The 24,318-nt window shown below is 37.1% G+C and carries 22 protein-coding genes and 1 tRNA gene; 9 read left to right on the forward strand and 14 right to left on the reverse strand.

What is annotated here, in order from left to right; genetic code table 11:
• Nucleotides 1–40: 40 nt before the first annotated feature.
• The 9 genes from Q1K34_RS14585 to Q1K34_RS14625 all read right to left on the reverse strand — a co-directional run bounded on the left by Q1K34_RS14585 (nt 41) and on the right by Q1K34_RS14625 (nt 8,210).
• Entirely contained in the window at nt 41–487 is a 447-nt protein-coding gene (locus Q1K34_RS14585; protein ID WP_300440401.1) for a DUF6730 family protein, read from the reverse strand.
• Between the two features lie 12 nt (nt 488–499).
• Nucleotides 500–1,366 carry a relaxase/mobilization nuclease domain-containing protein gene (locus Q1K34_RS14590; RefSeq protein ID WP_300440404.1) on the reverse strand — a complete coding sequence of 289 codons (867 nt, stop codon included), beginning with the start codon at nt 1,364–1,366 and terminating at the stop codon, nt 500–502.
• Nucleotides 1,363–1,659: a mobilization protein MbpA gene (gene mbpA, locus Q1K34_RS14595; protein ID WP_300440406.1), complete on the reverse strand. Its 297-nt coding sequence runs from the start codon at nt 1,657–1,659 to the stop codon at nt 1,363–1,365. The genes Q1K34_RS14590 and mbpA overlap by 4 nt, the downstream gene beginning before the upstream one ends.
• 118 nt (nt 1,660–1,777) lie before the next feature.
• Nucleotides 1,778–2,668, reverse strand: coding sequence for a toprim domain-containing protein (locus Q1K34_RS14600; protein WP_300440409.1), 891 nt, complete (start codon nt 2,666–2,668; stop codon nt 1,778–1,780).
• Between the two features lie 306 nt (nt 2,669–2,974).
• Nucleotides 2,975–4,183, reverse strand: coding sequence for a DUF5906 domain-containing protein (locus Q1K34_RS14605; RefSeq protein WP_300440411.1), 1,209 nt, complete (start codon nt 4,181–4,183; stop codon nt 2,975–2,977).
• A gap of 339 nt (nt 4,184–4,522) precedes the next feature.
• Complete coding sequence (locus tag Q1K34_RS14610; RefSeq protein WP_300440414.1) at nt 4,523–5,743, reverse strand: site-specific integrase; 1,221 nt, start codon at nt 5,741–5,743, stop codon at nt 4,523–4,525.
• A 235-nt stretch (nt 5,744–5,978) separates the two neighbouring features.
• Nucleotides 5,979–6,060 (reverse strand) — tRNA-Leu (locus Q1K34_RS14615).
• A gap of 215 nt (nt 6,061–6,275) precedes the next feature.
• Nucleotides 6,276–7,076 (reverse strand): LuxR C-terminal-related transcriptional regulator, encoded by an 801-nt coding sequence (locus Q1K34_RS14620; RefSeq protein ID WP_300440416.1) that lies wholly within the window; start codon nt 7,074–7,076, stop codon nt 6,276–6,278.
• Between the two features lie 321 nt (nt 7,077–7,397).
• Nucleotides 7,398–8,210, reverse strand: coding sequence for a LuxR C-terminal-related transcriptional regulator (locus Q1K34_RS14625; RefSeq protein WP_300440419.1), 813 nt, complete (start codon nt 8,208–8,210; stop codon nt 7,398–7,400).
• Nucleotides 8,211–8,758: 548 nt separating this feature from the next.
• On the opposite strand from Q1K34_RS14625, the gene Q1K34_RS14630 reads away from it, so the two are divergent.
• The 3 genes from Q1K34_RS14630 to Q1K34_RS14640 all read left to right on the forward strand — a co-directional run bounded on the left by Q1K34_RS14630 (nt 8,759) and on the right by Q1K34_RS14640 (nt 11,453).
• A complete protein-coding gene (locus tag Q1K34_RS14630; RefSeq protein ID WP_300440421.1) occupies nt 8,759–9,346 on the forward strand; it encodes a HupE/UreJ family protein in 588 nt (195 codons plus the stop codon).
• Nucleotides 9,347–9,435: 89 nt separating this feature from the next.
• The gene (locus Q1K34_RS14635; RefSeq protein ID WP_300440423.1) at nt 9,436–9,867 is read left to right on the forward strand and encodes a dCMP deaminase family protein; all 432 of its coding nucleotides are present in this window, start codon (nt 9,436–9,438) and stop codon (nt 9,865–9,867) included.
• Complete coding sequence (locus tag Q1K34_RS14640) at nt 9,864–11,453, forward strand: S41 family peptidase (protein ID WP_300440424.1); 1,590 nt, start codon at nt 9,864–9,866, stop codon at nt 11,451–11,453. Before Q1K34_RS14635 ends, Q1K34_RS14640 begins: the two co-directional genes overlap by 4 nt.
• A 309-nt stretch (nt 11,454–11,762) precedes the next feature.
• Here Q1K34_RS14640 and Q1K34_RS14645 read toward each other — a convergent pair whose 3' ends face one another.
• Genes Q1K34_RS14645 through Q1K34_RS14655 form a run of 3 tightly spaced genes read right to left on the reverse strand, consistent with a single transcriptional unit; the run spans nt 11,763 to nt 13,146 of the window.
• Nucleotides 11,763–12,371: an FAD-dependent oxidoreductase gene (locus tag Q1K34_RS14645; RefSeq protein WP_300440426.1), complete on the reverse strand. Its 609-nt coding sequence runs from the start codon at nt 12,369–12,371 to the stop codon at nt 11,763–11,765.
• A gap of 2 nt (nt 12,372–12,373) precedes the next feature.
• Nucleotides 12,374–12,568: a hypothetical protein gene (locus tag Q1K34_RS14650; RefSeq protein ID WP_300440429.1), complete on the reverse strand. Its 195-nt coding sequence runs from the start codon at nt 12,566–12,568 to the stop codon at nt 12,374–12,376.
• Nucleotides 12,565–13,146 carry a MarC family protein gene (locus Q1K34_RS14655; RefSeq protein ID WP_300440432.1) on the reverse strand — a complete coding sequence of 194 codons (582 nt, stop codon included), beginning with the start codon at nt 13,144–13,146 and terminating at the stop codon, nt 12,565–12,567. The genes Q1K34_RS14650 and Q1K34_RS14655 overlap by 4 nt, the downstream gene beginning before the upstream one ends.
• A 134-nt stretch (nt 13,147–13,280) precedes the next feature.
• Between Q1K34_RS14655 and Q1K34_RS14660 the strand changes: the two genes are divergently transcribed.
• The 5 genes from Q1K34_RS14660 to Q1K34_RS14680 all read left to right on the forward strand — a co-directional run bounded on the left by Q1K34_RS14660 (nt 13,281) and on the right by Q1K34_RS14680 (nt 20,811).
• Complete coding sequence (locus Q1K34_RS14660) at nt 13,281–13,856, forward strand: DUF3109 family protein (protein WP_300440435.1); 576 nt, start codon at nt 13,281–13,283, stop codon at nt 13,854–13,856.
• 579 nt (nt 13,857–14,435) lie between these two features.
• The gene (locus Q1K34_RS14665; RefSeq protein WP_300440438.1) at nt 14,436–15,413 is read left to right on the forward strand and encodes a ribonucleotide-diphosphate reductase subunit beta; all 978 of its coding nucleotides are present in this window, start codon (nt 14,436–14,438) and stop codon (nt 15,411–15,413) included.
• Between the two features lie 154 nt (nt 15,414–15,567).
• Nucleotides 15,568–18,027 carry a ribonucleoside-diphosphate reductase subunit alpha gene (locus tag Q1K34_RS14670; protein WP_300440441.1) on the forward strand — a complete coding sequence of 820 codons (2,460 nt, stop codon included), beginning with the start codon at nt 15,568–15,570 and terminating at the stop codon, nt 18,025–18,027.
• A gap of 194 nt (nt 18,028–18,221) precedes the next feature.
• Nucleotides 18,222–19,568: a dGTP triphosphohydrolase gene (dgt, locus tag Q1K34_RS14675; protein WP_300440444.1), complete on the forward strand. Its 1,347-nt coding sequence runs from the start codon at nt 18,222–18,224 to the stop codon at nt 19,566–19,568.
• Between the two features lie 109 nt (nt 19,569–19,677).
• Nucleotides 19,678–20,811, forward strand: a complete 1,134-nt coding sequence (locus tag Q1K34_RS14680; protein WP_300440447.1) for a sensor histidine kinase — start codon at nt 19,678–19,680, stop codon at nt 20,809–20,811.
• A 59-nt stretch (nt 20,812–20,870) separates the two neighbouring features.
• Here the strand turns inward: Q1K34_RS14680 and Q1K34_RS14685 are convergent, their stop codons facing one another.
• Nucleotides 20,871–21,863: a DUF3078 domain-containing protein gene (locus tag Q1K34_RS14685; protein ID WP_300440450.1), complete on the reverse strand. Its 993-nt coding sequence runs from the start codon at nt 21,861–21,863 to the stop codon at nt 20,871–20,873.
• Between the two features lie 39 nt (nt 21,864–21,902).
• Nucleotides 21,903–23,678 carry a 1-deoxy-D-xylulose-5-phosphate synthase gene (locus tag Q1K34_RS14690; RefSeq protein WP_300440453.1) on the reverse strand — a complete coding sequence of 592 codons (1,776 nt, stop codon included), beginning with the start codon at nt 23,676–23,678 and terminating at the stop codon, nt 21,903–21,905.
• A gap of 91 nt (nt 23,679–23,769) precedes the next feature.
• On the opposite strand from Q1K34_RS14690, the gene Q1K34_RS14695 reads away from it, so the two are divergent.
• A complete protein-coding gene (locus Q1K34_RS14695; RefSeq protein WP_300440456.1) occupies nt 23,770–24,219 on the forward strand; it encodes a nucleoside deaminase in 450 nt (149 codons plus the stop codon).
• Nucleotides 24,220–24,318 lie beyond the last annotated feature (99 nt).

Below are 24,318 nucleotides of genomic sequence, written 5' to 3' on the forward strand. Positions count from 1 at the left end.
ATTAGGATAATTTGCGACAAGGAAATTGTCATGACAAATGCTACTTATTTTCTTCCAGCCACTCGCTATATCCATTTTTGATTTCTGGATTTTCTGAAAGATAATTTTTAAAGAATTCACTTTCGGAATTCATCATTTGGTACATTTCAAATTTCTCTTCGGCTGCTTTTGTGGCGGATGATTTAAAATATCCCAATAAGCCTAACATTAATATTCCGAAAATACCGAATAGGAGGAGCATATAATTGGGCATCAGCCTGGCATTTTTTAATTTCTGATCAATGCCTTTCAGTATATCATCCTTCAACTGATCATTCTCTTCCTGCTTTTCCAGGAAAGCGTTCAGGTTCTTTTCCAATGCCTCGGTGCTTATGGGAATACTCATTTGCTCAATTTCTCCGGAGAGTTTGCGCAGCTTTAAAATGGCCAGCTTAAAATCAGCCATCTCATCGGTCATCAGCTCCATGATCTCATCTAGTTTTTTCATATCTTATTTATTTTAAAATCCCATCCCGGTATCCAGCCCTCTTTTGATCACTTGTTTTATTAAGTCTTTGGCTATTTTACTAGCCATATTCGTACTAAGCTGTACCGTCTTATCCATCAGTTTTAAACCACTGGATATTTCTTTCATTCCAATACCTTTCGCATATTGGCTAATTTCTCCAATAATTTTTCCTCCAGTCATGGACCGGTGTACCTCACTCCCTTTTAAATTAGCTCCTTTGTATTCAAACCGAAAACCCTGTAGTTGATTTGATTTATTGATGGAAGGAATTACCTGTACATCACATGACTTCATTTTACTGATATATTCATCCAGTGATTTAGGCCGGGTTTCCATTACTTTATTATTGATATGTCTAATGGCCAGTCGCTGCCAGTTCAATTCTTTTAGTTTTTCCTGTTGTACATCCCGAACCCTGGTAAGCCCTAGCTCCTTGGCTACATTGTCTGCTGCGATCTGACTTCGTTTTCCAATGAAACTATCATTATAAGCTTTTCCGTCAAAACCAATCCGGTTCACATATACATGCACATGGGTATGTGCCTTGTCCCGGTGAACAAAAGCAATGGCCTGCCTGTTCTTTAATTCCATTTCTTTGAGGAATCTGCTGGTGATCTCTTTAAGTTGCGCTTTGCTCATCTCCTGTCCATCCTTAACGGTGGGACTTAATATAAAACTGAGGGTATTCTGGGTGCACCGCTCATTCTGTGACTGGATGATCTTAAATTCTTCTGTGATCTCTTTCGGGGTCTCTCCGGCCAGCTGGTCTTTATAAATCACTTCGGCCTCTTTTTCCTGGTTCCATCCATATTCTATAGAGGCACCGGTGCTAGCTATAGAATGTCCTTTCCCAATCATTTTTTGAAGCTTTTTAAATGGTTCCTGATTTCTTCAGCTAAATGCTGTACTTCCTTTGACAACTGGGGATTACTTTTTTTAAACATATTGCTGATCCGGCTAAAATTGTTTTTATACTGAACCAGTAGCTGATAGCATTCTAATTGCTCTGGGGTAATGCGTTCGACCATATTGATCTTAAAAGCAGTAGAACGCAAATATTCAGAAAGGGAAATTCCCGCCCTGGCTGCTCTTTTTTTGAGTAGCTTTTTCTCGTAGATCGAGCAGCGTATCTGGATGTATTCCCGTTTCATTTTTAATATTTATTTTCTTTGCAACCTCCGGGCGCAAAGCAAGATTGTCATGACAATGACACATCTTGCTTTGCCTTCCAAAATGAAATCTCCCTTGTGGCATTTACTTTTTTTAAGGTTATTTTTTATTCAATTCTTTCATTACTATCTTAGTTGAAATCAGCTTTTCATTCAGGTCTTTATATCCCTGAAATAGCTCATTTCTATCTTTTGTGTTCTTATAATCCTGAAGTAGCTTTTTTCTATTTTTATTTCCAGGCAGATCATTGTCGAGGTACAGATCAACTTTCGTATAACTTTTAAAATGGGGAGTGACTTTTTGTAAAAAAGCTAAAGAGTTCAAAACAACGATATCTGAATTTATAAATTCACCGGGAAATAATTCAGCCAGGGATAACAAATCAAACATGCCTTCCAAAAGAATCAAGCGATCTGAATGTGTCTTTAGATAGGTATAGGTTTTTGGTGAACTGGATCCTTTGAAATATCTATTCCGAAGTTCCCATCCCCCTTCGTTGTTTTGCAGACCCAAAGCGAAATACTCCTTCCCATTTAATCGATACCAGACTTCTTTACAATATTGTACTGCTATGTAGATCGAAATTTTCCTGGAGCCTAAATATTGAATCAATCCCGGATGTTGTATTGGCTTCACTTCAAACACTAAAATTTTTGAAGCAGTCCTCTTTTTTAAAATGGGCTGCTGAAAAGAAAAAGAAAGCTGCTTATTGTTTAGAAATTCTAATGCTTGTTTTACCGAACACTTTTGTATTGCTACAATCAAATCCAGCACGTTTCCGCCCGTTCCTATTCCATGGTCATACCATCGGTTCAATTTTAGAGACACCTTGAAAGAGGCCTGCGTTTCTGACCGTAGGGGACTCAGAAACCAGGCTTCTTTTTCCGCTATCCTACTTGGAAAGTGCCCTAGTTTTGCGAGTGTTTTCACGATGCAAATACTACGGGCTCTTTCGCAGGTAAGTCCTGGTATGTTCCTTTTTTCTTTCATCAGCATATTATTTGACTTAAAATGCACCTATATGAGTATTTTCTTGTTTTCTCAATTTTTGTCATCATTTTTATTTTTGATGCCACTTTGATGACAAAACGATGACAGTCTTAAGTCTTACTATTACTGGTCTAAGAAGATTCTGTCATCATTCATCAAAAAATGAAGAAATGATTAATCTTATTTTCTCAGCAGTATCCAAAAAAATGATGAAACGATGCCAACTGACGTAACCTCCCGAAAAACCAGGAGTTTCCGTGTCATCACTTTGTCATCAATTCATCATTCCACTTCAATTTCTGTGATTCAGTCCGAATGCTGATCTTCAAAATTATCCAGGATAAAATTTTTATTTATAGTGAAATAGCGTCCTTTGGTATTCGATAGGTTGGAGCTGCCATCCTCCCAAAGCGTAAACTTTTCATAACGGTTCGAGTTGGATATATTTTCAAGATTCCAGTCTTGCTTTAGAATTTTCCTAATCTGGGTCAAATCTGTCCTTAGCCTTGTTTTACTAAGTGCATTTAACGCGTCCATGGGGCATAAATTTATTTCCTTAAGATCATGCTCTTCCATGACCATTAGTAAAATACTGGCCAACTCCTTCTCTACTCGGTTTCGGTTATTCTGAACCAGCTTGAATAGAGCTGGAGTTTCAATTTGTTTGGGGGTAAACCACATTCGGGTTTGATGTGTACTATGTAAAGAACGGTGCTGAAGGAAGTGTAAAAAAGCTGGGATCTCTTTTTCCAGGGCTTCTAAAAATCCGGTATTTTCCTTTTTAATCGAAGGAATCTTTAATACCCAGAACCGGGTTTCATGATGATCTATTTTTATGAAATTCTCTTCATTATTGCTACAAAGGATAAACTTCCCAAAAAATTCTACTTCCCGCTTGTCTTTGCCCTTAGCCTCCAGCTTGTTGAAATTTGTCGTGCTTAAATATTTGATACGCTCGGTCAGTTCTTCTTTATTGAATAAGACCTCGTCAATACAAATCAGTAATTTATTAGCCCAGTCAGCATTAAACTGACTGCTAAAACTGTCATTGGTAAGATAGGTCAGGTTATTTTCAAAGATCTGTTTCAGCCATTTTAAAAATGTACTTTTTCCGGTAGATCGCTCCCGGGATACCAAACACAAAATGGGAAGTATTTGAGTAGGTTTAGTAAATAATAATTGCAGGTAATCTAATCCCAACTCATAATGATCCCCGAAAATATGTTCTATAAACTCCCGAGATTTGGGACAGCTTCCTTCCACAATCTGATGACTTAGGGGAGAATAAATATTGTAAAAATTATGATAGGTAGATTGAAAGTTTAAATGGCTTGGAATACAGGTAAATCCATCAAATTTCGGAATGCTGGCCAGAAATGTTTTGCCGTGGTCCTGCCGAATGGTTTCAATGTTCCATGACACCAGAATTTCATTTCCATTCCCGTTAATAGTAGGAGCCTCTACAAGTTTAAAATATTGTGTGCCTACTCGTATATATTCAATCTCAGTCTTCATCTTAATCTGGATGTAAATCAGCTTAAAAACTTACTGACAAAACATCAATTAAATATACTGAAAATCGATTATAATTACATATTATTCAGCAATAATATAATTTGACTGAGAATAGTGTAATTTGATGCGCTGAAATTTATTTTATGTAATTTCTGTGTAGCAAATTGTATCAAATGATTGCTTTTGAAATTTGATGTTTTTTCAATAAAAATAAAAAAACAATAAAAAATGTCTAATCTGGAGGTAATTAACAATAGATATTAAATTACGCTGGCTATCCTATTTACCAAATATTATGTTTTTTGGTGATCATATTCACCAAATATTGATTTTTTACTTTTACTCTCGATCATTTGCTAAAATTCGTGCTTTCAATAAATTCATATCCTCACTCAGTTTCTCATCCAGGATTTTCGCATAATGCTGGGTAGTTTTTAAAGAGCGATGTCCAAGCATTTTACTCACCGACTCTATTGGAACTCCATTAGTGAGGGTCACTGTAGTAGCAAAAGTATGTCGAGCCATATGAAAAGTCAGATTCTTTTTGATTCCGCAGCGATCAGCAATTTCTTTTAAATAACTGTTCATACGTTGGTTAGTATATACCGGTAAAAGTTTTCCGGTTGGATTATCCCGGTTCTTATATTTTTCAATAATTTTTTCTGCAACCGGAAGTATAGGAATACTGCTTAAGGTTTTAGTCTTGGCCCTCTTTACCTTAATCCATTGGTTGCCATCAATCCCTTTTACGATATCATCGGCGGTCAAATTAAATACATCCACATAAGCGAGCCCCGTATAGCATGAAAAAAGAAAAATATCTCTCACCTGTTCAATTCTTGGAATATCGAATTGCTTTTCCATGATTTTAATAATCTCCTCTTTGTTTAAAAACTCCCTGTCTATAACCTCGCGTTTAAGTTTTAAATTATAGAAGGGGTCTTTTTCAATCCAGCCGTTGGCATGTGCTACACGAACAATTTTTTTAACATAGGCCAGATACTTCATGGCAGAATTATGGGAAAGATTTAGTTCCGTTTTTAGATAGTAGATAAAGCTGTTTATAAATTTTATGTCAATATCCTTTACTGGATAGTCTTTAAGTTTAAAATAAGACGAGATGAATGCAGCTAAGTGTTTTTTCGTTGTTTTATAACGTTGGAGCGTTCTAAAGGAATAGTCCTTTCCAACCAGCCTGTCCATTCTCGTATTGTGCTCATCAAACATTTCAAGTATGGATTTCTGAGTATTAGAATTACCTAAATAGACATTCTTAATAACCGTCACATTGATATCGTCCTGTCTGTCCAATAGCTTTTGATGGATTTCATGAACCCGGTTACGCATTATATCCAAATTTCTATTAATGATCTTAGCTTCTGAAGAATACCCTCTAACCATATTACCTTTAGAATTCCATTTCGTTAAATCTACCTTTCTCATAGCACTAATCTCTGCTCTTTTACCATTGTAGGTAACTCGCATATATATTGGAACTTTTCCCTGCTTATCTATTTTATTTCTTTTGATATAGAATAGAACTGACAATAAGTGTTGCATAACCTGAGTATTTTGTTTCTAAGATATGCAATTATTTTAAATTTAAAATCTTATAAAACACTGTATATCAACGTTTTTAACACCATTCGGTGACCTATTTTTTGATTCCCAAAAGGTCACCGAATAGGACACCTTTTAGATGTATTCAATTGATATTATATGATGTCAGGAAAAATAAAAAACCCCGTAAACAGTGAAGTTTACGGGGTTTTGATGTAATTTGATACGTTAAAAGTACTCGAGGCGGGAATCGAACCCGCACTCCCGAAAGAACTGGATTTTGAATCCAGCGCGTCTACCAATTCCGCCACTCGAGCTAGTGGATGGCAAAAATATAAAAAAATTGGTTCAGAAAAATGAAATAGCAAATTATTTATCTGAAGATAAAATTGTGAATTATATAATAGAAGTCGATTTTTTCAAACAGAGAATGTTTTACCAAAAATTCGATTACGATAATTTATATCACCACGCAAATCTTGCCAACAGGAGGAATTAATTATAATTAAATGGGACGCATTTTACAAAAAACTTATATTGAGATTACTCCCCCCGTAAGACACTTGGCCACAAGTTGTGGGGTATTGCCACAACCACTTTTTTCAAGTATATTTTTCCTGTGGGTTTTAATGGTATGTGGTGAAAGATTTAAAGCACTCGCAATTTCATTTGCATTACGTCCTTTAGCCAACTCACTCAAAATCTCTTTTTCTCTTTCAGATAAAAGATCTTTGAGATTTTCATTTTTAAATTCTGAAAATTTGGGATCAAAACAACCATGCGAGGTATTGATATTATAATATGACTCCCCGTTTGAAAGATTTATAAATGAAACATCCTTTGTACTGGCAGCTCTCAAATGCGAAATATCTGAGTGTACACTGAATACATGTTGAAATATTCCATCTTCTGTAATTGAAAGGGGTGTTGCTTGCTGTAAAATAGTACGAATTTTGCCATGAGCATCTTCCATCTGGTAAGTATAAAGAACTTTATATGAAAGTATTTCTTCAGAATCGAGAAATCTCAGGTAGAAATCCCGAATCACGTTTTCTTTTTTTTGGATATTTTCAATTTCACCGGGTAGAGCGGTTTTAAGCAGATCCTGCATGCTTACATTTTCACTATCTATCCCAATAAAATCTTCTACTGAATTGGAAACAAGATCCAATTCAAGATTATGAAAGTTGATTATATAATAATAAGATCGCCCGGGAGCGAAAAATGCGGCAAGCTGTTTAAACTGTTCCGAAGCATCGTACTCCTGGTTATTTTTTATCTTTTCAGAATATTCTTTTTTCCAGTAATCTGAGATTTCTCTGAATTGATTCATTTTTTGAAAGTTAAACAATCTCCAATATAAGTAATTCGCCATCAAAATAAAAAGCAGTCAATGACCACTTTTATTAAGCGGATTAAAATTATTCTATTCAGCAGAAATCGAATTTAATTCTGAAGAGCTTAAGGGTAAGAATAAGCATCTTATTTTTTCCGGATATTGCTCTTGAATTTTTTTTAAAGGAGCCGTAGGAACCTTATAATAGTTTGAAATCTTCTCCTAATACATCCTTCAACGATCTAAATCAGGTTTTAGATTTTGGCAAAATATAGGTGGATTGACAAAATTCCAAGACGTGTTCCGAAGCCTTAGCTATTAACCCAGACTTGGAGAAATGATGCCATTAATAAGGCACTTTGCCACTAACTCTGTGGTGTTTGTGCAGCCGCTTTTCTGTAGAATATTTCTTCGGTGGGTTTTAATGGTATGATGGGAGAGATTCAGCTCCCTGGCAATTTGTTCTGCATTTAAGCCTCTGGAAAATTTTACAACTATCTGCTTCTCCCTTTCAGAAATAAGTTCAGATAGATCATTATTACCGTCATGACAGGCCCGGGGATCAAACTTTCCCCTAGCGACATCTACATTAAAATAAGATTTTTTGCCCTCTATATTAATAAACGATACCGCATTGGTACTGCTCACTTTCAAATGAGAAACATCAGTTTGGATACATAATACATGCTCTGGCATCCCATTTTTCAACACGCTTAATGGAATTGCCTGATAAAGCATTGTTTTTATTTCCCCGCTGGGAGCCCTCATTCTATAGGAAAACATATTCTTATATGAAAGTGCACTATCTGTATCTAAAAACGAGGTATAAAAATCACTAACAACCCTGCTTTTAAGTTTAATATTTTCAATTTCTTCAGAAAGTACCGTTTTCATCAGGTCTTGAAGTTCTACATCTTCAGCCTTCATTCCCACAAAACCTTCTACAGATTCTGAAACATATTCCAGTTCAAAATCATGAAGATTTACGATATATAAATAAGAATTGCCAATAGCAAAAAGGGAGGCATAGCGCTTAAAATCGGCAGAAATTTCAAAAGGACGATATTCCTTTACCTTGCTGGAATATATTTCTTTCCAGTAATCTGAGATCTTCTTAAGATCTTTATCCATAATAATTGGCTTGGAAAGGTAAATATAAAGCTTGTGAAAAATCTAACGAATTTGTTTGGACCTTTTTTATTTATCCGTAAAGTTTCCTAAACCGAAAAAGAATCTCATACTGAATTTGTTTCAGAATCTTATAATGTAAATCAAGGGAATATGGAGACCCTCAAATCGAGTCGACGGAATCAAATAAATTCAGGAAATGAAAGAATTTTTTAATCTAAGTGGAAAATATAAAAAGCCTCCAGAGAAATTCTGAAGGCTTTTACGTGACCAATAACAGTCAAAATTGAAAATTTAGATACACATTATCTGTTCTACCCCAACAAAACAATTCGGAAATTCGACCCTACTCAAATTCCCGCAAGTATCAATCAATAATCACAAGTACCATTTATTGGACGATGCTAAGATAACCCCAAGGCTTTGTTTAAAAAATACCATCAAAGTGGTATTTTAAATAGGTAATGATCTGCAATTTTTGGCAGCGTAAATACCACTTTGCTTTTATAGGAATAAATTGTACTTTCGATAATTCCCTAATACCACCAACCATGTCCCAATTTTGGCTGTATTTTGAACTTGGGCTAGACCACGTTTTGGACTGGCAGGCATACGATCATGTACTTTTCTTAATAGTTCTGGTAGCTTCGTACGGTTTTAGCACCTGGAAGCGGGTCTTATGGCTGGTCACTCTTTTTACGTTGGGCCATACTCTTGCTCTTTTCCTGTCGGTTTACGAAATTGTAAGGGTTGATGCCAATTATGTAGAGTTCTTAATTCCCGTAACCATCTTGGCGACGGCTATTTTCGATATCGCCACAGCGGGGAGAAAAGTTAAAAATAACAACTTTAGTATACTTTATTTCACCACCGCCTTTTTCGGAATCATTCACGGCCTTGGTTTCTCTTCTTACTTTAAAATGATCGCTGCGGGATCTGAAAGTAAATTCTGGCCATTGGTAGAATTTGCTTTAGGAATTGAAACTGCACAAATTATAGTGGTGCTGGCTGTTATGATCATCGGCTTCCTGCTTCAAAATATACTGAATGTTTCCAAAAGGGATTGGATCATAGTCACAGCCTCCATTGTCATAGGAATTATTCTTCCCATTCTCGTAGAAAGTTATCTGGCCTTGTAGATTAAAAAATCTTTAACCTCAATTTTTCACAATAATCTTTTAATTTGCAGGCTATTATTAATATCTGCTAATGAGACTTTATAGTTGCCATGAATAAGAAAAAACAGCTAAAATACGATAAGGCATATTTGAGAATTGCCCGGGAATGGAGTAAATTATCTCATTGTAATAGAAAACAGGTTGGCGCGTTAATTGTAAAGGATAGAATGATAATTTCTGACGGATACAATGGTACACCAACTGGGTTTGAAAATTTTTGTGAAGATGAAGAAGGTTATACCAAATGGTACGTTTTACATGCTGAAGCCAATGCAATCCTTAAAGTAGCAGGTTCCACGCAATCATGTAAAGATGCTACGCTGTACATTACCATGTCACCGTGTAAGGAATGCAGTAAATTAATACACCAATCTGGTATAAGCAGACTGGTTTATCAAATTGATTATAAAGACAATTCCGGGCTCAATTTTCTAAAAAAAGCAGGAGTTGAACTTGAGCAAATAACAGCACTCGAAGATTGAAAGGAAGAAAAATATACACGCCACTATTACTTAGTATCGCCTGCGCCATTGGCTTAATTCTCGGCGCCAGGCTGGATTTTGATCCTACAGATGAGCTTTTTTCTGCGAACCCTAAAAAACAAAAGCTTAACCGACTTATAGACTACATAGATTATGAATATGTAGACGACGTGAATACAGATAGTATTGTAGATGTAACGGTAAATAAAATTCTGGAGAACCTCGATCCTCATTCGGTATATATTCCAAAGGAGGAATATGCCCGGGTTACCGAAAATATGAAAGGTGATTTCGTGGGTATTGGAGTAAGTTTTTACAAAATTCAGGATACTATAGTGGTGATAAAAGCACTGGAAGGTGGGCCAAGCGAAAAGATTGGTATTCGCGGTGGAGATAGAATTCTATATGCCAATGGTGAAAAACTATTTGATCGGGAAATAAGTGATGACTCCATTACCACTCAACTTAAGGGTAAGGCAAATACAAAAGTTACCCTAAAGGTTTTAAGAAAAGGAATTAAAGACCTGCTCACTTTTAAACTGAAACGCGGAAAAGTTCCTCTTAAAAGCCTTGATGCTTCTTATATGCTTACTGAAGATTTAGGCTACATTAAAATAGACCGTTTTTCTGAAACCACTTATGAAGAATTTAGCGAGTCAATTAAAGACCTGAAGCGAAATGGAGCAAAACAAATAGCTCTGGATCTTAGAAACAATCCCGGCGGGTACCTTTCAGAAGCCATCAACATTGCCGATGAATTTATTAAAGACGATAAACTCATCCTCTTCACCAAAAATAAAAGCGGAGCTATTGAAGAAACCTATGCGCAAAAAAAAGGCGACTTTGAAAACGGGAAAGTTTTTGTGCTCATCAATGAAAATTCTGCCTCCGCAAGTGAAGTGGTGGCCGGAGCTTTGCAGGATAACGACGTGGGCATCATTGTGGGACGCCGTTCTTATGGCAAAGGCCTGGTGCAACGTGAAATGGAATTAGGTGACGGTAGTGCTGTTAGGCTCACTATTGCGCGGTATTACACTCCAACGGGAAGATCTATCCAGAAACCTTATGAAAATGGCAACGAGTCTTACTTCAATGACTATATGCGGCGCTACAAAAATGGCGAATTGAATAATGCCGACAGTATCGAGGTAAATGATTCTTTAAAATATAAAACTCCGGGTGGCAAAATTGTCTATGGGGGCGGCGGTATCATTCCAGATATTTTTGTTCCCAAAGACACCGATTCTGAAAAAGAGAAGCTTACATTTTTACTTCGCAGTGGATATATGAGCCGTTTTGTTTTTGATATCCTGGAAAAAAACAGGGAATATTACAATGCTGTCCCTAAAGAAGATTTCAGGGACAAGATCATAATTACCGAAGAAATGATCAACGATTTTGATCGGTATTTACGTACTATGAACCTGGGAATTGAAAAAACAAGCGAAGAACGCAAACCACTATTAAAGAAATATTTAAAGGCCGAAATTGCTCAGCAACTTTTTGGCACTAATGCATTTGAACGATATTTAAATGAAGATGATCGAATAATTCAGAAAGTGATTGAGTTGTCCAGGGAAAAATAATACTTTGGAATTCTGATGGAAAATTTTTTACAATATCTATCGGCGATTTGGCCCCTAGCACCTTTATTCCTGTTCATTATCGCCATCTCATTCAGACTCCTGGATAATAGCACTTATCTTTTTCTCAAAAAGGATATTCTGGTTAATTCTTCTAATGTTTCAAGAAACCTTCTAAAAAAACAAATAGCTTCCAGCGATGATACTCAGTTTAAAAAACAGTTAAAACGTGCCTTATTATTTAGAAATCTCCAGCAGAGTTTCATGATAATGGCTGTGGCTACACTTCCCCTGAGTTTTATATTATACTTTTTAAGATAGTTTATCATGCACCTTCGTATGCTCTCCATTATTCCAGTCGGTTAAAATATCGGTTGCTACCGCAGCACCGCTTCCGCTGGCAATAGCAAACTGACTGCGCCATCCGGCCAGTGTACCCGCTACATACAAACCAGGTCTCACTATATGATCCTCATTCTTTAGTTGAATTCTATTTTTAGCGGCTTTAGCCTTTTTATGCGGAATAAGGTACTCTTCAAGTCCATTGATATTAAACGGATTGTTATAGCCGACTGCTACCACGACTTTTTTAGAAGAGTATTCACTTTTATTGGTAATTACACGGTACCCGCCATCTATTTCAGTGACTTCTTTTACTTTTTCCTTCGTAATCTGTTGCATTTCCGGGTAGAGATCAGAAAGATGTTTCGCCCCTGCTTTTAAAACATCCAGTCCTTTTGTCCCGGGTAAAATTCCGAATACATTTTGGAGTAAGGCAGATTGTAGATGGGAAGATTTTTGATGCAGGATAATTCCCGCTTTTCTATTTTCAGCGTAAGGCTTATCAAGGGCAGAACCTATTACGAGTGCGCAGGAAAGGCCTGCAGCCCCACCACCAATGATTAATACATCAAAATCCATATTTATTGGTGTTTTTTAGAAATGGTTCTGGAAACCAGTAGAATTACCATAAGCACAATCACACAAAGACTGGCAGCAATTACAATCAACGCATTACCACTATCACCTTCCAGTACATTATCCAGGTCTAGAGACTGAACACTAATTCCAATAAAAGCGACAGCTAAAAAAATAATAGTATAAATAAAATATTTCATGAAAATAAATTCTGAATGTTCGTAGCGAAAAGCTTTACGGCGATTGCCAAAAGGATAACACCAAACACTTTTCGTATTACATTAATCCCCTGGCTTCCCAGAACCTTTTCAATCTTTCCGGAGGATTTTAAAACCAGGTACACAAATATAATATTGATAACGATAGCTACAATGATATTTACCGTTTCATATTCAGCCTGTAAAGAAACCAAAGAAGTCATAGTACCGGCACCTGCTATCAATGGAAATGCAAGAGGAACCACTGAAGCGGTTTCCGGGGCATCATCCCTGTAAAGGCTTATTCCCAGAATCATTTCTAAAGCGAGAAAGAAAAGTATAAAAGAACCCGCCACCGCAAATGAATTTACATCTATACCTATAAGATTTAAAATCTCCTTTCCCAGAAAAAGAAAAACGATCATAATAATCCCCGCGACGATAGAAGCCTTTTCACTTTGAATGTGACCAACTTTTTTACGCAGATCAATGATGATCGGGATATTCCCAATAATATCTATCACCGCAAAAAGAATCATCCCTGCAGTAAATATTTGCCTGAAATCTAATACTTTAAACATCACCAGTAATTTTCAAAATTGCGTGCAAAAGTACTTTAGATTATCTGATTGACAATTCAAGTACCCTGTTAATTTTATATGAATTTTATCCTTCAAATTCTTCTTCGTAAAACATAGAAAATTATCTTTGTCCCATGTTTCAATTAGGCAAAACTTTAGTTTCTGAAGAGATCATTAAGAATGATTTTGTGTGTAATCTTTCATCCTGTAAAGGCGCCTGCTGTATAGATGGGGAAGCTGGCGCTCCCGTTGAGCCAGAAGAAAGAGCGATTATGGAAAAAATTTATCCTAAAGTAAAACCATATTTGCGTAAAGAAGGTATAGAAGCCATTGAAAAACAGGGCGTTTATATCACCAGGGAAAATGGTGAAATAGAGACTCCCTTAATAGATGATGCCGATTGTGCTTACGTAACTTTTGATGATAAAGGCACAGCGCTCTGCGGAATTGAAGAAGCATACAACCAGGGAGATATCGACTGGAAAAAACCGGTTTCCTGCCATCTGTATCCGGTTCGGGTTCAGGATTATTCTTCTTTTGCTGCTGTAAATTACCATCGCTGGGAAATTTGTGATGACGCCTGCAGCCTTGGAGCAGAATTACAGGTTCCTATTTACAAATTCACCAAAGATGCCCTTATTCGGAAATTTGGTGAGGATTGGTATAATGAACTTGAAGAAGTTGCTAAAAATTTCACTGTTAACAAATAAGGCAATAGATTAATTTTCAGTAATATATATTATATTTTTCGCTACTAATTCCCTATATTTAAATTCTTCAAATCCTGAAACCTACTGAAAAGATTTTTTTTTAAATCTTTCCCCCCCCGCGATTAAATACAAGTAAAAATTTTAGGTGTCAGATTTCTATCCTGGAAGTTGAATGTGGCATATTACCTAATTAAAAAAAATTTTATTCCAATAATTTTATAGGTTGCCAACCAAAAAATTAGTTCTGTTTTCTAGAAAACCGGTAAAAATTTTACCGGTTTTCGTATTAAATAAAACTTCTAAAGAAAGGAATTTGAGTGTTTTTTTGGCTCGTTAATTTCTTTCATTTTAGATATTATATTTTTAAATTCATAAAATTATTAACAATTTATAATATGTTGTAATACAGTATTTTACACTTTACCTTTAACAAGACCCTATGAAAAACTTAGGTTTAAGCGTGTTGAAAACTTTGTTGAAAACGTTTAGCCAGAATTCTTTCATTATACGTCTCATTTTTAAATATTTGTTAAACACTTTTCAATAAAAACCAGCTGAAACCCAAATAACTAGAAAAATATGGCCCAAACAGAACCCATTTTACAGGAAAATAAAGATCGTTTTGTGATCTTTCCAATTAAACATCATGACATTTGGGACTGGTATAAAAAAATGGAAGCTTGTTTTTGGACCGCAGAAGAAATAGATCTTCATCAGGATCTTACAGATTGGAATGACAAGCTAAATGCCGATGAACGCTATTTCTTAAAACATATATTGGCATTTTTTGCTGCATCAGACGGGATTGTAAACGAAAATCTTGCTGAAAACTTTGTAAATGAAGTTCAGTATTCGGAAGCCAAATTTTTCTACGGATTTCAGATCATGATGGAAAACATCCATTCTGAGACTTATTCTTTACTAATTGATACTTATGTAAAAAATGAAAAGGAAAAAGATCAGTTGTTTAAAGCTATAGAAGTGTTTCCTGCCATCAAGAAAAAAGCAGACTGGGCATTGAAGTGGATCGAATCTGATTCATTCGCTGAAAGATTAATTGCGTTTGCAGCGGTAGAAGGAATTTTCTTTTCAGGAGCCTTTTGTTCTATATTTTGGCTGAAAAAACGTGGATTAATGCCGGGTCTAACCTTCTCTAATGAATTAATCTCCAGGGACGAGGGGATGCACTGTGACTTTGCAGTACATCTTCATAACCACCACCTGGTGAACAAAGTGCCTAAAGAAAAAATACGCGAGATCATTATTGATGCTTTAAATATAGAACGTGAGTTTGTAACTGAATCACTTCCGGTAAGCCTTATAGGAATGAATGCCAAGTTGATGACTCAATACCTTGAGTTTGTAACCGATAGGCTACTGGTAGAGCTGGAATGTGAAAAAGAGTACAATGTGTCTAATCCATTCGACTTTATGGATATGATCAACCTGCAGGGTAAAACCAATTTCTTCGAAAAACGCGTTAGCGAATACCAGAAAGCAGGCGTTATGAACAAAGACAAAGAATCAGATGAAATCAGTTTTGATGCTGATTTCTAAAGAGCAACTGCGCTGCGTCCCCCAACGTAGCGCCGGTTGAGCTTTAATATTTTCACCCGAAATTTTAATTTAATAATCCGGTTATAACCACCGGCCTGGGATGCTAATGCTTTTTCCCAAGAGGTTTCAGCATCACTAACTAAAACTGTAGCGTATGTACGTAGTAAAAAGAGACGGCAGGAGAGAACCCGTCATGTTCGACAAAATTACAGCAAGAGTTAAAAAACTTTGCTATGGCCTGAATGAACTTGTAGATCCCGTAAAAGTAGCCATGAGGGTAATCGAAGGCCTTTATGACAATGTTACCACCAGTGAGCTTGATAACCTTGCAGCAGAAATTGCAGCGACCATGACTACTGCACATCCAGATTACGCTAAGCTTGCAGCAAGAATTTCAGTTTCCAACCTTCATAAGAATACTAAAAAGACATTCTCTGAGGTAATGACAGATTTATATGAGTATGTAAATCCCAGAACAGACGAAAAGGCTCCGTTGCTTTCAGATGAAGTTTACCAGGTAATCATGGACAATAAGGAGAAACTGGATTCTACTATTATCTATAACCGTGATTTTGGCTATGATTATTTCGGATTTAAAACGCTGGAAAGATCTTATCTTTTGAAATTAAACGGGAAAATTGCAGAACGCCCACAGCATATGTTGATGCGCGTTTCTATTGGCATACATATAAATGATTTAGACGCTGCTATAGAGACTTATGAGCTGATGTCTAAAAGATATTTTACACACGCTACACCTACTTTATTCAATTCTGGCACCCCAAAACCACAAATGTCTTCATGCTTTCTTTTAACCATGAAAGACGACAGTATTGATGGGATTTACGATACGCTAAAACAAACCGCAAAGATCTCCCAGTCGGCCGGAGGTATCGGTTTATCTATTCATAATGTTCGTGCAACCGGATCTTATATTTCGGGAACAAACGGTACTTCTAATGGAATTGTACCTATGCTTCGTGTTTTCAACGATACCGCCCGATATGTGGACCAGGGAGGCGGAAAAAGAAAAGGATCATTCGCGATGTATGTGGAACCATGGCATGCAGATATCATGGATTTCCTGGATTTGAAAAAGAACCACGGAAAAGAAGAAATGCGCGCTCGCGACCTGTTTTACGCCATGTGGATGCCAGATCTATTTATGAAAAGAGTGGAGCAGAATGCACAATGGACCTTAATGTGTCCTCATGAGTGCCCAGGCCTTTTTGACACCTACGGCGAAGATTTTGAAAAGCTATATGAAAAGTATGAAGAGGAAGGTAAAGGCCGAAAAACCATAAAAGCACGGGAGCTTTGGGAAAAAATTATGGAATCCCAAATTGAAACAGGAACTCCCTATATGCTCTATAAAGATGCGGCTAACAGGAAATCTAATCAAAAGAATCTGGGAACCATCCGTTCTTCAAATCTTTGTACTGAAATTCTTGAATATACGAGTCCAGATGAAGTTGCAGTTTGTAACCTGGCTTCGATCGCACTTCCAATGTTCATCAAAGGAAACGAATTTGATCATAAAGAACTTTTTAAGATCACCAAACGTGTCATAAAAAACCTGAACACGGTAATCGATAGAAATTACTATCCGGTTAAAGAAGCTGAAAATTCTAATATGCGTCATCGCCCTGTAGGATTAGGTGTGCAGGGGCTTGCCGATACTTTCATTAAATTACGCATGCCATTTACTTCAGATGAAGCTAAAAAGTTAAATCAGGAAATCTTCGAAACCCTATATTTTGGTGCCGTTACGGCTTCAATGGAACTGGCTAAAGAAGAAGGTCCTTATTCCACATTTAAAGGTTCACCAATTAGTGAAGGTGAATTTCAGTATAACCTCTGGGGAATTAAAGATGAAGATCTCAGCGGGAGATGGGATTGGTCAAATTTACGCAAGCAAGTGATCAAGAATGGTGTTAGAAACTCACTGCTTCTTGCGCCTATGCCCACAGCTTCCACTTCACAGATATTAGGAAACAATGAGGCATTTGAGCCCTATACGTCAAATATTTACACCAGAAGGGTGCTTTCCGGAGAATTCATTGTAGTGAACAAGCATTTACTGGAAGACCTGGTTGCCCGGGATCTTTGGACAGACGATGTGAAGAATGCCATAATGCGTAACAACGGTTCTGTTCAGGATATTGATATTATTCCTGATGATCTTAAAGAACTTTACAAAACGGTTTGGGAGATGAGCATGAAGGATATTATTGATATGTCCAGGCATCGTGGCTACTTTATAGACCAGTCACAATCCCTTAACCTGTTCATGGAAAATGCCAATTACAGCAAATTAACTTCCATGCATTTCTACGCCTGGAAAAGCGGACTGAAAACAGGCATGTATTATCTTAGAACAAAATCTGCGGTGGATGCCATTAAATTCACCCTGGAAAAAGAGAAGAAAAAAGAGCCTGTCGCGGTAACATCTGAAGCACCTAAAAAAGCTGCCGAGAAATTAAAAGCAAAAGCTGAACCGGTAATATCAAAACAATCTGAACAGGAAGGTGCGCTGTCTCCAGAAGAATTAAGAGCGATCATTGCTCAATCTAAAGAAGGCGAAGGCGATGACTGCCTGATGTGCGGATCTTAAAAATTTGGCTAATTCAAATTTGAATTAAGAAGAGGGAGGTAAGTTTTTGCCTCTCTTTTTTTATTTCTACTGGCATTAAGATTCTGAATAAAATACCCGGATCCCTTCCGCAAAATTTTTAAACGAAGCTTTTTTAATTATTTTTAGCCCACTGAAATCTACCGATTATTAATTAGTGACAACTATCATTAAAAATGAACTGGGAACAACTCTTATCTTTAAAGCGATTTGGAGACACACATAAAAGACTTAGAAAAGAACAGGATGAAACCAGACTTGGTTTTGAAGTAGATTATGACCGGATAATTTTCTCATCTGCATTTAGGAGCCTTCAGGATAAAACACAGGTGATCCCGCTTTCCAAAACAGATTTTGTCCATACCAGATTAACTCACAGTCTAGAAGTTTCAGTAGTAGGTCGCTCCCTGGGCAGGCTAACCGGGCAAAAGTTATTGGAAAAACATCCACATTTACGAGACACCTACGGCTATCAAATGAATGATTTCGGAGCCATCGTTGCTGCAGCTGCCTTATCCCATGACATTGGAAATCCCCCCTTTGGCCATTCCGGAGAAAAAGCCATAGGCGAATATTTTAGTCATGGAAACGGAAAACGGTTCAAAGATCGCCTTTCAGAAAAAGAATATCAGGATCTTATCAAATTTGAAGGTAATGCCAATGGTTTCAGGATCCTTACAGAAAACAGGCCGGGAATTGAAGGAGGCCTTAGATTGTCTTATGCCACCTTGGGTGCATTTACCAAATACCCAAAAGAATCCCTTCCACATAAACCTTCTAAGAACATTGAAGATAAAAAATTCGGTTTTTTCCAAAGTGAGCGTAAAACTTTTGAAGAAGTTGCTGAAGAATTAGGTCTTAAGACCACAAGAGAAGGAAACAATATTGGTTATACCCGCCATCCATTAGCTTTTCTTGTAGAAGCGGCAGACGATATTTGCTATACCATTATCGATTTTGAAGACGGTATCAACCTGGGATTGATCGATGAAGATTATGCATTGGAATATCTTATTAAACTGGTAAAAAATAACATCAACACAGGGAAATATAACCAGTTAAAAAACACGGCAGACAGGCTTGCTTATTTACGCGCATTGGCTATAAATACTCTTATAACGGAAGCTGCCGAAATTTTTCTTCAAAATGAAGATTCGATTCTAGAAGGTGAATTTCACGAATCTCTTTTTGACAAGAGCAGTTATGAAGCACAGATCAAAGATATTATCAAAATAAGCGTAGAGAAAATTTATCAGAGTGAAGAGGTGATAAGCAAAGAGATTGCCGGCTATAGAATGCTTTCTTATTTGCTGGATATTTATACCAAAGCAATACTTCCGGAAGGGAATGATGAAGATTCTAATTTTACAAGGCTCGTCCTAAAATCAATTCCCCAATTAAATTATCTTGGAGAAGAACATTCAGTGTATCAAAAATTAATAGGAATTTGTTCTTACACCGCTTCCCTTACCGATGGCATGACCGTGGCTTCTTTTAAAAAATTTCAGGGATTAAATGCCTGAATTTAAGAATTTTAATTATTAGCTTCCATATTAATTAGATATTATTATATTTCAGCGGTATTCACAATATTGGTGTTTCAAATCCCAGCCTGCCACCCAAAATATTTACATGAAAAAAATTACGCAAATTCTTAAAAATAATCATCAACAGATTATTGAGACCTGGGAAAAGGAAGTTTTACAAAATGTAGTTGCATCGAGATACACTAATAAAATTGCTCTTTACGATCATATTCCCAATATTCTTGATGATATTATAGATATTACCGAAAGACATGAAACAATAGAATGGGATACCGAAGATTATAAAATCGCCAGGATTGAAGAAAATAGTCTGGAACATGGTAGGCACAGAGCTTCTTCAGTCAATTTTACGGCAGACCAGATCCTTCGCGAATACATAATATTCCATAATGTAATTTTACAAATATTAAACGAGCATAATTACCAGGATGTTGCGATCTTCCATTTGCTTAAATGCTGTATAGATAAAGCTGTACTTAAATCTATACAGTCTTTTACTGAATCTATTCAGGAAATGCAGAATAAACTCATCGGGACCCTTGCGCACGATATTAGGAACCCATTATCTGCAGCACGCCTGGGAGTAGAAATGTTAGACCTTGACACCAGCCCCGAACGTATTCAAAAAGTCAAGAAAATGACAATGAACAGCGTGGATAAAGCCTTGAATATGGTAGAAGGCCTGTTGGATTCAATCTCCATAAAAGCTGGTGAAGGAATGATGTTGAGTTTTTCTAAACTAAATTTATATAAGGAAATCAAAACAATATTTGAAGAAGCTCAGGTAATTTATTCCGAAAATATAACTTTTGAATGTGAGGATGAGGATCTGGACGGAATTTATGATCCCATTGCCATAAGACGGCTTTTAGAAAACCTTCTTACTAATGCAGTTAAATATGGAGAATCTGGAAGACCTATAAGATTAAAGGTTACTAAAGAGAATGACCAAAATTTAAACCTGTCTTTACATAATCACGGCGCCCCTATTCCTGAAGAAAAACAAAAGGAAATTTTTGAATTTTTAGATCATAATAAAGATGGCAATCGCAAAGATCTTAAAAGTTGGGGAATTGGCCTTACGCTGGTAAAAATGGTTGCTAATGCCCATGGTGGCAAGGTTTCTCTTAAAAGTGAAGAAGGTTTTGGAACTGAATTTACTGTCACTATTTCCCGTACTATTAACGAACCCGGAAAACAACGTACAAAGCTTAAATAATTTCTTGAAACCGACGATCTATCCCCGACGCAGAGCCCTCGGAATTTAAAAGATTAAAATCAGAATTCGTAAACCACTCCCACACCCAGCATTTGTTTCAATTGAATACGCGGACCGGAAGTTTCCAGTTTACCATCATTATTGGTGTCCTCCTTAAATTTCACATCATCATCATAACGAATATGTGTGCCTACATTGGCTTTTACAAAATCGTTCACCTTCATATTCACGGCTAATTGCCAGTCTACATCGATGTTCCCAAATTTATTGAGATAATCTGAATATAGACTCAGCTGATTGTTTAGGTTGATATTCTCCCATACCTCTTTACTAAAATCGCTGGTAACCAGGAAACCAAATTCAGTTCGTAACTTTTCACCTTCCCTAATAATATTCCCAAGCTCGTCTGTTACCGCAGGTTCCACTCCAAACATTCCTTCATTGGCTAGTTTTTGATCAAGCACAAAAGTAGATTTAAATGTGATAGGCGAAAGATAAACGGTTAAGTCTTCTTCGGGATGGGAGAATTCGGTTCCCGCACCAAGGAAAGTATAACCAGGAGCCATAAACTGAGAAATAGGAACCTCCGTATCTGGATATTTATACCCGTTTGAAAACTGCGTATTAAAACTAAACCTGGCTGAATAATACCAGTTTGAGATACTGTCCTTTCTAAATCCAAACGAAGAACTAAATCTAAGTTCATCCTCTGTTTTCCTTATTTCCCTACCTTCCTGGGCATTGATCCCGTAGCGTAAAGTCGCCGCATTTTTCCAAACGGTATGATCTTTTTCAAAATCCCTCTGGAAATTGGCATAAAATAATGCTGAAACCGAATTATTTCCTCCTGAATTCCAGTTCACAAAAGCTACTTCACTAAGATTAAGTCCGAACGTATTCTTTTCTGTCCAATAGATCAGCATGGAATCTGAAGTAGTAGTGTCCTTTGAAGCTACTGCCGTAGTATCATTTTCCACAACATACTTAAATTCAGAAGCTAAAGTTTTAATTGATATAATACAGAATAAAAATAGTAAGATTTGGAGCTTCATTTATGGGCTAAGGTTTTCGGAATTGCGAAAATAAAAAAATCAATTCATAGATTCCAGCGTTTGCTGTATTCCTTGAACGTTAATTTTTGCGATTTCTTGTAATTCGTCCACACTTCCTTGCTCAATAAATTCGTCAGGAATTCCTAGTACTTCTACATCTCCCTTATAATCATGCTTTGAAGCATATTCTAAAATTGCAGATCCAAAACCTCCATTCTTAACTCCGTCTTCCACAGTGATAATTTTAGAAAACTTCCTGAAAATTTTATTCAGAATTTTCCTATCCAGGGGCTTTACGAACTTCATATCATAATGAGCGATCTTTGCCTGTTTACTTTTTTCAAGATTTTCAATAGCGTTTTTTACATTTCCCGCCATATTGCCAATGCTCAAAACTGCAATTTCCGATCCTTGCTTTAAACACGCTGCTTCTCCAATTTCAATCTTTTTAAATGGCAACTTCCAATCTTTTAACACACCTCTCCCTCTTGGGTACCGAATAATCATGGGAGAATCCAATCCCAACTGCGCGGTATAAAGCAAATTTCTAAGTTCTACTTCATTTCTGGGGGCGGCAATGATAAGATTGGGAATAGGCCTGGCATAAGCGAGGTCAAAAACACCATGATGGGTTGCGCCGTCTTCTCCCACAAGTCCCGCTCGATCCAGACAAAACACTACCGGCAATTTTTGAAGAGCCACATCGTGGATTAGTTGATCGTAAGCTCTTTGTAAAAAGGTGGAGTAAATAGCACAAAAAACAATAAATCCCTGTGTAGCCATTCCTGCGGAAAGCGTAACGGCGTGTTGTTCGGCAATCCCAACATCAAAAGCACGCTCCGGAAATGCCTCCATCATATATTTCAGGGAACTACCGGTAGGCATTGCGGGGGTAATCCCAATGATCTTTTCGTTCTTTTTAGCCAGCTCTACAAGGCTAAGCCCAAAAACATCCTGGTATTTCAGCGGAAGACCATCGGTATCATATTTCAGTAATTCCCCAGTTTCTGGCTCAAATTTACCTGGGGCATGATACTTCACCTGGTCTTCTTCAGCCTTTTTAAGCCCTTTTCCCTTTTTGGTGATTACATGAAGGAATTTAGGTCCCTTGATTTGCTTCATTTTCCTAAGGATATCCAAAAGACCTTCAAGATCATGACCATCAACCGGACCAAAATATTTAAAATTGAGCGCCTCAATTATATTATCGCGGGCAGGTTTATGCCCAACCCTCGCTTTGGTAAGGTATTCCTTTAAAGCGCCAACACTGGGATCTATGCCTATAGCATTATCGTTAAGAATTACCAGTAAATTTGCTTTGGTTACCCCGGCATGATTCAAGCCTTCAAAAGCCATCCCACTGGCAATAGAGGCGTCCCCAATTACAGCTATGTGTTGTTTTCCAGTCTCCCCTTTTAAATTTGAGGCTATGGCCATCCCCAGTGCCGCCGAAATAGAAGTAGAAGAGTGTCCCACCCCAAAAGTATCATAATCACTTTCTTCCCGTTTTGGAAATCCGCTTAAGCCATTTAACTGCCTGTTGGTATCAAAAATATCCCTTCTTCCTGTTAGAATCTTATGCCCATAAGCCTGGTGGCCAACGTCCCATACCAGAAGGTCTTCAGGCGTATTAAAGATATAATGTAAAGCCACGGTAAGCTCCACAACGCCGAGACTCGCACCAAGGTGTCCTTCTTTAGTAGCTACGATGTCAATTATGAATTTACGAAGTTCCTGCGCGAGTTGCTGCAGTTCTTTTGGATCCAGCTTTCTTAACTCTTCAGGACTGTGTATATTTTTAAGAATCTCGGCCATACCCAACAAAGTTACATTATGCAAATTGAATTCTGATTAAGACATTCCAAAGGAATCCCAAAATTTATATCTTTCCTGAAAATTTTAAAAGATGCTGTCTCCCTTTAACGATGAATATTTTATGAAAAAAGCTTTGGAAGAAGCTGAATTAGCTTTCGAAAAAGGGGAAATTCCGGTAGGGGTTGTGGTAGTTATAAATGACCGTATCATCGCCCGCGGCCACAATCTTACCGAAACACTGAATGATGTAACTGCTCATGCTGAAATGCAGGCCATCACTGCGGCCGCAAATTTTCTGGGTGGAAAGTACTTACAAAAATGCACCATGTATATCACTCTGGAACCCTGCCAGATGTGTGCCGGAGCACTTTATTGGAGTCAGATCTCGAAAATTGTGTTTGGAGCTGAAGATTCACAAAGGGGCTATAGAAAATTCGGTGTACAGCTCCATCCAAAAACCGAAGTAAAATCAGGAGTTTTGGAAGAAGAAGCCTCCTCTTTGTTAAAACGTTTTTTTATCGAAAAGCGGAATTTGAATTAGCAAATAAAATGTTATTAAGAGCAGAACATAGTGGAGTGAAGGATCTTCTCAAATGAAAATTCTGCCGGATTGAGATTTCTCCCTACGGTCGAAATGACA

The organism is Christiangramia sp. (genome assembly GCF_029937855.1).
In the GTDB taxonomy this organism is placed as follows: Bacteria; Bacteroidota; Bacteroidia; order Flavobacteriales; family Flavobacteriaceae; genus Christiangramia.

What these genes read in the sequence shown, in the direction of transcription:
- Q1K34_RS14585 (WP_300440401.1), bottom strand. Translation starts at nt 487, where the DNA reads ATGAAAAAACTAGATGAGATCATGGAGCTGATGACCGATGAGATGGCT.
- mbpA (WP_300440406.1), bottom strand. Translation starts at nt 1,659, where the DNA reads ATGAAACGGGAATACATCCAGATACGCTGCTCGATCTACGAGAAAAAG.
- Q1K34_RS14670 (WP_300440441.1), top strand. Translation starts at nt 15,568, where the DNA reads ATGTACGTAGTAAAAAGAGACGGCAGGAGAGAACCCGTCATGTTCGAC.
- Q1K34_RS14600 (WP_300440409.1), bottom strand. Translation starts at nt 2,668, where the DNA reads ATGAAAGAAAAAAGGAACATACCAGGACTTACCTGCGAAAGAGCCCGT.
- Q1K34_RS14625 (WP_300440419.1), bottom strand. Translation starts at nt 8,210, where the DNA reads ATGGATAAAGATCTTAAGAAGATCTCAGATTACTGGAAAGAAATATAT.
- Q1K34_RS14630 (WP_300440421.1), top strand. Translation starts at nt 8,759, where the DNA reads ATGTCCCAATTTTGGCTGTATTTTGAACTTGGGCTAGACCACGTTTTG.
- Q1K34_RS14645 (WP_300440426.1), bottom strand. Translation starts at nt 12,371, where the DNA reads ATGGATTTTGATGTATTAATCATTGGTGGTGGGGCTGCAGGCCTTTCC.
- Q1K34_RS14590 (WP_300440404.1), bottom strand. Translation starts at nt 1,366, where the DNA reads ATGATTGGGAAAGGACATTCTATAGCTAGCACCGGTGCCTCTATAGAA.
- Q1K34_RS14695 (WP_300440456.1), top strand. Translation starts at nt 23,770, where the DNA reads ATGCTGTCTCCCTTTAACGATGAATATTTTATGAAAAAAGCTTTGGAA.
- Q1K34_RS14690 (WP_300440453.1), bottom strand. Translation starts at nt 23,678, where the DNA reads ATGGCCGAGATTCTTAAAAATATACACAGTCCTGAAGAGTTAAGAAAG.
- Q1K34_RS14660 (WP_300440435.1), top strand. Translation starts at nt 13,281, where the DNA reads ATGTTTCAATTAGGCAAAACTTTAGTTTCTGAAGAGATCATTAAGAAT.
- Q1K34_RS14605 (WP_300440411.1), bottom strand. Translation starts at nt 4,183, where the DNA reads ATGAAGACTGAGATTGAATATATACGAGTAGGCACACAATATTTTAAA.
- Q1K34_RS14685 (WP_300440450.1), bottom strand. Translation starts at nt 21,863, where the DNA reads ATGAAGCTCCAAATCTTACTATTTTTATTCTGTATTATATCAATTAAA.
- dgt (WP_300440444.1), top strand. Translation starts at nt 18,222, where the DNA reads ATGAACTGGGAACAACTCTTATCTTTAAAGCGATTTGGAGACACACAT.
- Q1K34_RS14665 (WP_300440438.1), top strand. Translation starts at nt 14,436, where the DNA reads ATGGCCCAAACAGAACCCATTTTACAGGAAAATAAAGATCGTTTTGTG.
- Q1K34_RS14610 (WP_300440414.1), bottom strand. Translation starts at nt 5,743, where the DNA reads ATGCAACACTTATTGTCAGTTCTATTCTATATCAAAAGAAATAAAATA.
- Q1K34_RS14650 (WP_300440429.1), bottom strand. Translation starts at nt 12,568, where the DNA reads ATGAAATATTTTATTTATACTATTATTTTTTTAGCTGTCGCTTTTATT.
- Q1K34_RS14620 (WP_300440416.1), bottom strand. Translation starts at nt 7,076, where the DNA reads ATGAATCAATTCAGAGAAATCTCAGATTACTGGAAAAAAGAATATTCT.
- Q1K34_RS14635 (WP_300440423.1), top strand. Translation starts at nt 9,436, where the DNA reads ATGAATAAGAAAAAACAGCTAAAATACGATAAGGCATATTTGAGAATT.
- Q1K34_RS14655 (WP_300440432.1), bottom strand. Translation starts at nt 13,146, where the DNA reads ATGTTTAAAGTATTAGATTTCAGGCAAATATTTACTGCAGGGATGATT.
- Q1K34_RS14680 (WP_300440447.1), top strand. Translation starts at nt 19,678, where the DNA reads ATGAAAAAAATTACGCAAATTCTTAAAAATAATCATCAACAGATTATT.